Source organism: Pseudomonas vancouverensis, from assembly GCF_004348895.1.
Taxonomy (GTDB): Bacteria; Pseudomonadota; Gammaproteobacteria; order Pseudomonadales; family Pseudomonadaceae; genus Aquipseudomonas; species Aquipseudomonas vancouverensis.
This window is the reverse complement of sequence record NZ_RRZK01000001.1, coordinates 19,272-28,183: the sequence shown is the minus strand read 5'-3', so window position 1 is coordinate 28,183 and position 8,912 is coordinate 19,272. Positions and strand designations below refer to the sequence as shown.

The window sequence follows — 8,912 nt, the reverse complement described above, 5'->3', positions numbered from 1 at the left end:
GTTACGAAGGTGCATTTCTGTTCCCGTCACGCCGAGGGAAAGCATTGAGCGATAACCAGGCCAGTGCCGTGTTCACCCGATTGGGGCAGGGCGCCTGGACCAGTCACGACCTGCGCAAAGTGGCGCGTACTGCCTGGACTGACCTCGGCGTCGACGGCCACATCGGCGAGATGTTGCTGAACCACTCGTTGGGAAAGATCGCCTCGACCTACATCAACACCCAGGCCAAAGAACAGCGCCGGTTGGCTTTGGTGAAGTGGCACAACTGGTTAGATGAACGCGGCTTCAAGGCGATCCATCAGCAGACAGGCGCTAGATATGAAGATTCGCAAAACCTCGTAGACGCCTTGAATAGCGCGGCCTGCGAGTCACTTCCGCAATTTGTTAAGGGCGAGGTTTAAAAATGATGATTTTGGTCGATCCCCGCTGCAGGTTGGCGGTGCAGGCAAGCGATATCAGTTCCATGCAGTTGGTTCTGAAGCCTGGCGGAAGCTGTTCTCTGGTACTTCACATGACGTCCGGCCGTGAGATCGATATCCCGTCCTGGAACGATTCGGGCTTCCTCGACCTGAGCGCCGTTCATGCCAAGATCATGGGAGCCGGCAAATGAAGAAGAACCATGGTCCGGGTTTTGTGCGCTGCTTGATCCCGCTCACCGACTGCCCGTCGTGTGCCGGCAAGGGGATCATCCAAGGCGTGTTTCATCAGCTCGACTGCATTGGTTGCCATGCCTCCGGCCAGGTCCATGCGGTGACGTTGGAACCGCTGCCGGTGGAAGACCTGGTGGTGCAGTTGGGCATGCTGCTGCGTCGGGAGCGTCACCTCGCCACCCTGGCACCGTCGGCGAACGACACCGCCACGCAGTACCAGCAGAACAACAGTCGCGGCGCCGGCCGCTCGTCTTTCAAGGGGGATTGATTCATGGCGAGAACAAAGAACTTCACCGAGCGGACTGCTGAAGACCTGCTGGAGCATTGGGGTCGCTGGGTCGTGTTGGGCTCTGGCGTGTCCTGCTGTGCGTCCCGGGAGAACACGCTGCACACTCCGATGATCACCGACGACGACGCGCTGATGATCGATGGTTTGATGGGTCGACTGCTCAAGCGGTACCCGGAGTGCGGCAACGTGCTGATGAAGTACTACACCGCCCGCGACAAGGCGCTGGTCGATGTCGGCAAGAAACTCGGCTTCGGGGAAGAGAAAACTCGGCAGCTGTGGAAGGCCGGAATTGCCTGGATCGATGGTGCTTTAGATATTCGTCGCGAAGCTGCTTAACGTCTTTGAGCTATTATCTGAAGACTCGATCAATTCACTTTAGTTGGTGGGCTAGATGTCCAATTCCAGCATGGATTCGAAAAAATACAGATGGTGGTTCGCAGGCATCTTTGCCGTTTCTCTTCTTGTTTTTTTGGCGGGTCAGGTTTGGGAGTTTGCTGCACCGTCGATCCAGTCAGCACCGCCTTCGCACGGTAATAACCAACCCTCGGATGGCATAAGTGCATTGAACCTTGTGTCCATCGCATCCCTCGCAACTTCGATTGCGTCCTTCTTCGGGTTTCTGATCACGACCCGCATAGCTTGGCGCAAAGAGAGGCGCGAAGGAGAGTTTGCCGATCTCGATTTAGAAAGGAAGAAGTTGGAGCTTGAGTCACTGCGGCTCGATATGGAAAAAAAACGCAAGGAAGCGTCGTCTCGAACTGGAGGGCCGGATATTTCGCCATGATCCGCTAGTGCAAAAATAGTTCTCAGGTGAGTGTTGACACGCCCGGGCCTGATCTATAGATTTCTCGTTACTTTGCGGTTTTTCCGCGAGCAAAGCCCGACTCTGAAGTTGGGCTTTTTTGTTTTCTGTGGTTCAGACAACAAGCTGGAGTTTTCAGTGACACTGAAGTCGATTTGGAGAAGGGAGAGTGCCAAGCGTTCCCGATTTGCCAAAGAAAGGGAGCGATGTGATCGTAACTGGCCTTTCCATAAAGAAAGGGCTCGCGCAGTTTTCGAGGAGCTCACTTCTCTTTCAGATGACTTTCTAATCATCGATCATGAGCAGCAGATGAACGACCAGCGCGACTCGTTTCCGGCGCATTGGGGACAGGACAGCATCGCAATCTACGAGATTGCTCGCCTTACTGGTCAGCGAACTGTGTATACGAATGGAACCTCGGTTCACATCGATCACATGCGTGAGAGTGGAGGAGGCTTAGTAATCCACTATGGTTACGAGACTGCGCTTATCCAGATTTTTCTGGCCCCACCAAAAACTAGTAAGTCATTGATCAAGAAAAATGATGTGCTCATTTTCTCTGGCTTCAACACTGATGTTTTGACAAGCGATTTTATTAGAACCTTGGTCGCGAAATACTTAATTTTTATTCGAGTAGAAAGTGTTCTCCATAGAAGCACCTTCCTCGAAAGCTATCGAGTGCGATTCTGGCGCTTCATTGATGCAAGAAATACGCGGCAGATATTCGACAAGCCGTACATATTTCTGAATCAATGGGAGCTTTCTCTCGCTGTTGGTTTGTTGGCCGTGATCAGCTTGGTTGTGTCGATTCTAAAGCCTTGAACGTTTTTACTTACGAAGCCCCGCCATTGTGCGGGGCTTTTTCGTTTTCGGCTCCACCACGCCCATCGCTCCGAGCTGGGAGTGCTGTTGGGGCCGACCTATTCAGCTCCCCGAGAGGGAGGAATCCGAGATGCCTTCGATGCCAGATAAGCCAGACACCTGGGTGATTGCACTCGCTTGGCTGAGCCAGCACTCACCGACGATCTATGCAGCAGCGGCCTCGGCTGTAATGGCTGCACTGCGGATTATCTACGGCGGCGGCACTCGGCAGCAGGCGTTGCTTGAAGCCACGATTTGCATGCTGTTAACCACCAGCTTGATCGCGGTGTTGGAGTACTTCGGATTGCCCTCCAGCCTGGCTACACCAGCAGGCATTTGGACCGGCTTCTTGGGCGTGAAGAAGATCGCCGATATTGCTGACCGATTCACAGACTTCAAATTGCCAAAGCGGCAGGAGTAACCATGCGTCTGATCGAAAACTGGAAACAAGCGCTGAGCATGACCAGCGTACAGGCAGGCGGTGCCATCGCAGTGCTGGGCGTGGCTGAACAGTTGATGCCGTCCTTGCAAGCCGTGCTGCCGCCGATTGCCTATGGTGCGCTGGGCCTGTTGGTGATGATCGCTCGCGTGATCGTCCAGAAGAAACTTGCCGGTTCCGCCAAGCAGGCGAGCTGATGGTCAGGCTAAAGACGCTTGGTTCTCGGATCAAAGAAAGTTCGGGCTCCAGGGTCAAAGTCGTGACTCCAGGCAGTTGGCGGAGCGGGATGACCAGCTCGCAACGTGGCTACGATTACAAGTGGCAGAAGGCGCGAGCGCGATACCTGCGTGACCATCCGCTGTGCATCTACTGCGAACGGTATGGTCTGACTGCCGCATCCAGCGTGGTCGACCACAAGGTTCCGCATCGAGGCGATCAGGATCTGTTCTGGAACGAGGACAACTGGCAAGCGCTCTGTAAGACGTGTCACGACTCGGTCAAGCAGGCCGAGGAAGCGGCCGGGCTCGCGGGTTGAGACGCGCCACCGTGGCCTGACGCGCTCCTAGGGGCAGGCCAGGGGGGGGTGAAAAACCTGGCTTCGGCCGTGGACTAGACCGCCCTCGACCCCACGCACACATTTTTTCCCAAGCAAGGAAAAGTTAACCATGGCTTTAACCGACAAAAAGCGACGGTTTGCTGACGCTTTGCAGTCGGGCGCCTCAAAAAAAGATGCCGCAATTGCAGCAGGATATTCAGAGAAAACCGCGCCGCAAGCGGGCTCCCGGCTCGCGAAGGACCCTGATGTCATCGCTGCTATCTCCCGCAAGACACGAGCGAAGAATGCTACCCCGGCTGAAGTTAAAGCCGCGGGAAAAGTTAACTCACCTCGTGACGTTGAGACGCCCGAGTCTGGTTTGGATCTGGCCGAGTTCGACGACCCTCGCGACTTCCTCAAGGCCGTCATGAATCAACAGGAAGTAGAGCCAAGGCTACGGGTTGACGCAGCCAAGGCACTGATGCCCTACATCCACGGCAAGGTTGCCGATCAGGGAAAAAAAGAAGCTGTTGCCGACGCCGCGAAACAGGCGGGGAAGGGCAGGTACGCACAGGGCAAACCGCCCCTTTCAATCGTCAAGGGGTGACTTATGCAGTGGACTACCGCCTGCCCGGACTGGTGGCGGCGGCTTTCTGTGGGCGAGTCCATCATCCCGCTGCCGCTGTTTCCATCCGAGGCTGAAGAAAGCCTCGAAGTATTCAAGGGCCTGAAGATTGTCGATGCGCCTGGTAGCCCAACTATTGAGTCTGCATGTGCGCCTTGGGTCCTGGCGTTTGCCGGTGCTGTGTTCGGTAGCTACAACAGCGAAACCGGTGAGCGACTGATTCGGGAGTTCATGCTGTGTATCCCGAAGAAGAACAGCAAGTCGACCATCGCGGCAGCGATCATGCTGACCGCCTTGGTACGCAACTGGCGGCTGTCGGCTGAGTTCATCATCTTGGCCCCGACCAAGGAAATTGCCGATAACGCCTTCGTTCCGGCCAAGGATATGGTCAACAACGACGATGAGCTGAAAACCCTCCTGCATGTTCAGCCACACCTGCGGCTCATTACCCATCGCGAAACGGGTGCCACGCTGAAGGTCGTGGCTGCGGACAGCGATGTGGTCGGCGGTAAGAAGGCCGTCGGCGTTCTGATTGATGAAACCTGGCTGTTCGGCAAGAACCCGAAAGCAGCGGACATGATCCGCGAGGCAACGGGCGGTCTGCTGTCCAGGCCGGAAGGCTTCATCATCTGGCTGACGACGCAATCGAACGAACCACCGGCCGGTGTCTTTCGCTCCAAACTGAACTATGCCCGTGGCGTGCGTGATGGTCGGATCAATGACAACCGTTTCCTGCCGATCATCTACGAATTTTCGCCGGAGATGATCAAAAGCGGCGACGCGCGCAAGCCTGAAAACTTCCACCTGGTTAACCCGAACATCAACTATTCGGTCGACCGGCCGACGCTTGAGCGCCTGTTTATGCAGGCGGAGATCGACGGCGAGGCTGAGGTGCGCGGCTTCCTGGCCAAGCACCTCAACATCGAGATTGGCCTGGCGTTGATGTCCGATAACTGGGTCGGCGCTGAGTTCTGGGAGCCTCAAGCCAAGGAAGGCATGAGGCTGGACGACTTGCTCGAGCAATGCGAGGTCATTGTGGTGGGCGGCGATGGCGGTGGTCTGGATGACCTGCTCGGTCTGTCGGCGATCGGTCGAGTTCGCGAGTCGCGCATTTGGCTGCACTGGGCGCACGCCTGGGCACATCCTTCCGTGCTGGAGCGGCGCAAGTCCGAGGCTCCACGCCTATTGGACCTGCAGGCCACTGGCGACCTGACCATCGTGGACAAGATCGGCGATGACGTCGATCAGTTCGCCGCCATCGTTGCGCGGATCAATGAGTCTGGATTGCTGGACAAGGTCGGCCTCGATCCGGCCGGCATCGGTGCCGTGCTGGATGCCCTGGCGGATGTCGGCATCGACGAAGAGCAGATCGTTGGTATCTCGCAGGGCTGGAAGCTCACCGGAGCAATCAAGACCACCGAACGCCGGCTCGCTGATGGCTCGCTGTTCCATTGCGGACAACCATTGATGGCCTGGGCCTGCGGTAACGCCAAGGGCGTGCCTTCGGCCAACGCCTTTCTGATTACCAAGCAGGCCTCTGGCACAGCAAAGATCGACCCGCTCATGGCCACCTTCAACGCCGTGTCGCTGATGGCCCTCAATCCAGAGGCCCGAGGTGGCCTGGACGATTACCTCAATAACGGATTTTTCGGACTAGTAGGCTGACCATGGCATTCACCTGGTACAACCCGCGCTCATGGCGCTTCTTTGGCTACAACGATCCGAACACGGGCGACTACGTCGAAGTTGACCTTGAAGTCGGCGGCAAGCAGACCAAGGCCGGCGTTACCATCACGTCCAGGACCGCGCTGTCGATCAGCATGGTTTGGTCGTGCGTGAAGATCCTGTCGGAGTCGCTGAGCGGCCTGCCGCTGAAACTTTACGAGGACAAGGATAAGGGCCGAGCCCTGGTGCCCCGTGGCGATCGGGCGCTGAAGCTGCTGCGCAAGCCAAACCCCTTCATGACCATGTTGAACTTTCTCAAGTTCGTGGTCGTGAACATGGCGTTACGCGGCAACGCTTTCGCATTGATCGAACGCAACCGGAATGGCGAACCCATTGGGTTGGTACCGCTGAACGGGGACATTGTCACCATCGACTCCGACGAGGACCTGATTTACTGGGTTTCGCCTAAGGACCGTGACGGATTCCCGGTGTCGCCAGAGAACATGCTGCATTTCAAGCTGTTCAGTTACGACGGCATCGTCGGCCTCTCACCCATTGAACACCAGGCCGAAACAATGGGACTCGCCAAGGCTGGCCAGCAGTGGTCCGCACGCTTCATGCGTAAGGGTGGATTCACAGGCGGGTACGTCATCTATGAGCAGTTCCTCACCAAGGCCCAGCAGGTCCAGGTGATGGAGAAATTTCCAGACGTGCGAAAAGGCGATGTCGACGACATCGGCAAGATGGCCATCCTTCAGGGCAACCCCAAGATCGTTCCGGCCGGCATCAGTCAGAAGGATGCCCAGTTCATCGAGTCCCAGCAGTTTCAGGAGGAGGCTTTGGCGGGGATCTATGGCGTACCGCTGTGGTTGGCCAACCGGGCCGGAAAGACCTCGATTATGGGCTCGAACCTCGAGCAGCAGCTTACGGGCTATATCACCTTCGGTTTGAAGCCATTCATTGATGCCGTCGAAGACGAGCTGAACGACAAAATTTATCGGTCCACCTCTCGCTTCGTTGAGTTCGCCGTCGAGGGTCTGCTGCGTGCGGATAGCGCAGGGCGCGCTTCCTATTATCAGGCCGCCTTGGGTGGTTCGGGCGGTTCTGGCTGGATGGGTATCAACGAAGTCCGCGAAAAGGAAAACCTGCCTCCCCTGGAAGGCGAGGAATACAACCGGGTTACCCGATGGGAGATGGAAAAAAATGGCGAGTCTTGAAGTCCCGTTTGAACTCAAGTCCGTTGATGACGCTGGCAACTTCGAAGGTTACGCGGCGGTTTTCAACAACGTAGACCTGGGCGATGACGTCATCTTGCCGGGTGCCTTTACCCGGGTGAAAACCACTCGAGGTGGCAAGCTGAAGCTGGCGCTCTATCACGACCTCACTCGGCTGGTTGGGGTGGCTGATTACAGCCAGGACGACCACGGCCTGCTGGTTAAGGGCAAGGTCAATCTGGCCGTGAGCTATGCACGCGATGCCTACGAGCTCATGAAGGCCGAAATTCTCGACAGCATGTCGATCGGCTTCAACACCATCAACGAAGCATTCGAAGAGCGCGCCGGCCGACGTGTTCGAATTATCAAGGAGGCCGAGCTTTGGGAAGCCTCCTTCGTCCCGTTCGGCATGAACCCCAAGGCGCAAGTACTCAGCGTCAAGTCAGATATCAGGCTTTTCGAGAACGCCCTGCGCGAACGCATGGGCCTCTCGCAAAAGGAAGCGGCGGCAGTCGCTTCGCTCGGCTACTCCGCACTACGCCGTGACGGCGGCAGTGAGGCCACGGTGATCGTGGATGAGCTGAAAGACATATCCACCTTGTTCACACACCATTTCGGAGTATCACCATGAGCGAAGTAAAGGAACTGAAGGACTCGTTGGAGCTGCAGCTGAAAAGCGGCTTCGAAGGGCTTCAAAAGAAGTACGACGCAGCCATTGCTGAAGTCGAGAAAGGCAACAAGGTCACCACTGATCTGAAAAGCCAAATCGATAATCAGAAGGGCGAGCTGCAACGTGTCATCGACCAAGTCCAGGACCTGGAGCAAAAGGGGGTCAAGCTGCGGGGGCTGCCAGGCGAGGGCAAGAGCTTCATCGACCTCGTCAACGGTCATGAAAACTACAAGGGCCTGCAGCAGAAGAGCGTCAGCACCGCCGAGATCGAAGTGACGAAGTCCGACCTGGCCAGCATGAAGGAAATGAAAGTCTCCAGTGCCGGCATTGTCGCCCCTACCTACGATCCGGTGATCCAGCCTGGTATTCGCCAGGAGCTACGCATCCGCGACCTGCTGACCACAATTCCGGTCACCGGGCAAAACTACACCTACTTCCGTGAAAACGTGCACACCCGAGGTGCGGCGCCGGTCGCGGAAGGTGGCTTGAAGCCCACCAGCAACGTGACCTTCACCACCGAAACCGACCGCGTGAAGAAGATCGCGGTCTGGATGCCGGCCACGGACGAGGTGCTGTCCGACGTGCCGCAAATGTTCGCCTATCTGCAGCAGCTTCTGCGTTACGACCTGAAGCTCGAAGAGGAAGCGCAGATCCTCAAGGGTGACGGTACTGGCGAAAACCTGAATGGTTTGATGACCCAGGCGACGAGCTATGACGCCCGCCTGAGCAAGGCAGGTGACACCGCTATCGACCTAGTGCGGCGTGCGATCTACCAAGTGCGCAAGCAGTCGAAAATGTCCGCCGATGGCGTGACCATGACTGAACTTGACTGGATGAACATCGAACTGCAGAAGGATGGCGAGAATCGCTATCTGTTCGCCAACCTGCAGGGCCTGGTCACCCCAATCCTGTGGGGGCGTCCAGTCATCACCTCGGACAGCATGGACGAAGGCGACGAAGACACTGGTGGCGAATTCCTGGTGGCCAACTTCGCTCGTTCGACAACCCTGTTCGACCGCATGTCGTTCCAGTTCAAGATGGGTTTGATCAACGATCAGTTCATCCGAAACGAGGTTGCCCTTCTGGTCGAAGAGCGCTTGGGCCTCGGTGTACGCCGTAAGGAAGCGCTGGTCAAAGGCCGGTTCCCAACCGCGCCGTAACC

The 8,912-nt window shown here is 56.8% G+C and carries 13 protein-coding genes; all 13 read left to right on the top strand.

Annotated features, from left to right (window positions below):
• Positions 1 to 401: tyrosine-type recombinase/integrase (locus EIY72_RS00170; protein WP_341799697.1), on the top strand; the 401-nt coding region annotated here is incomplete at its 5' end.
• A 205-nt stretch (positions 402 to 606) separates the two neighbouring features.
• Positions 607 to 918 (top strand): hypothetical protein, encoded by a 312-nt coding sequence (locus EIY72_RS00165; protein ID WP_093218301.1) that lies wholly within the window; start codon positions 607 to 609, stop codon positions 916 to 918.
• A 3-nt stretch (positions 919 to 921) separates the two neighbouring features.
• Positions 922 to 1,275: an antiterminator Q family protein gene (locus EIY72_RS00160; RefSeq protein ID WP_093218303.1), complete on the top strand. Its 354-nt coding sequence runs from the start codon at positions 922 to 924 to the stop codon at positions 1,273 to 1,275.
• A gap of 55 nt (positions 1,276 to 1,330) precedes the next feature.
• Positions 1,331 to 1,723, top strand: coding sequence for a hypothetical protein (locus EIY72_RS00155; RefSeq protein ID WP_093218306.1), 393 nt, complete (start codon positions 1,331 to 1,333; stop codon positions 1,721 to 1,723).
• Between the two features lie 156 nt (positions 1,724 to 1,879).
• Positions 1,880 to 2,563, top strand: a complete 684-nt coding sequence (locus tag EIY72_RS00150; RefSeq protein WP_132680095.1) for a hypothetical protein — start codon at positions 1,880 to 1,882, stop codon at positions 2,561 to 2,563.
• 130 nt (positions 2,564 to 2,693) lie between these two features.
• Positions 2,694 to 3,023: a phage holin, lambda family gene (locus EIY72_RS00145; RefSeq protein WP_093218310.1), complete on the top strand. Its 330-nt coding sequence runs from the start codon at positions 2,694 to 2,696 to the stop codon at positions 3,021 to 3,023.
• Between the two features lie 2 nt (positions 3,024 to 3,025).
• Positions 3,026 to 3,238: a DUF7940 domain-containing protein gene (locus tag EIY72_RS00140; RefSeq protein ID WP_093218313.1), complete on the top strand. Its 213-nt coding sequence runs from the start codon at positions 3,026 to 3,028 to the stop codon at positions 3,236 to 3,238.
• Positions 3,238 to 3,576: an HNH endonuclease gene (locus EIY72_RS00135; RefSeq protein WP_093218316.1), complete on the top strand. Its 339-nt coding sequence runs from the start codon at positions 3,238 to 3,240 to the stop codon at positions 3,574 to 3,576. Before EIY72_RS00140 ends, EIY72_RS00135 begins: the two co-directional genes overlap by 1 nt.
• A gap of 130 nt (positions 3,577 to 3,706) precedes the next feature.
• Positions 3,707 to 4,183, top strand: a complete 477-nt coding sequence (locus EIY72_RS00130; protein WP_093218319.1) for a terminase small subunit — start codon at positions 3,707 to 3,709, stop codon at positions 4,181 to 4,183.
• 3 nt (positions 4,184 to 4,186) lie between these two features.
• Complete coding sequence (locus tag EIY72_RS00125) at positions 4,187 to 5,866, top strand: terminase large subunit (protein ID WP_093218321.1); 1,680 nt, start codon at positions 4,187 to 4,189, stop codon at positions 5,864 to 5,866.
• A 2-nt stretch (positions 5,867 to 5,868) separates the two neighbouring features.
• Complete coding sequence (locus EIY72_RS00120; RefSeq protein ID WP_093218324.1) at positions 5,869 to 7,083, top strand: phage portal protein; 1,215 nt, start codon at positions 5,869 to 5,871, stop codon at positions 7,081 to 7,083.
• Positions 7,070 to 7,711, top strand: a complete 642-nt coding sequence (locus tag EIY72_RS00115; RefSeq protein WP_093218326.1) for an HK97 family phage prohead protease — start codon at positions 7,070 to 7,072, stop codon at positions 7,709 to 7,711. Before EIY72_RS00120 ends, EIY72_RS00115 begins: the two co-directional genes overlap by 14 nt.
• Complete coding sequence (locus EIY72_RS00110) at positions 7,708 to 8,910, top strand: phage major capsid protein (protein ID WP_093218329.1); 1,203 nt, start codon at positions 7,708 to 7,710, stop codon at positions 8,908 to 8,910. Before EIY72_RS00115 ends, EIY72_RS00110 begins: the two co-directional genes overlap by 4 nt.
• Positions 8,911 to 8,912 lie beyond the last annotated feature (2 nt).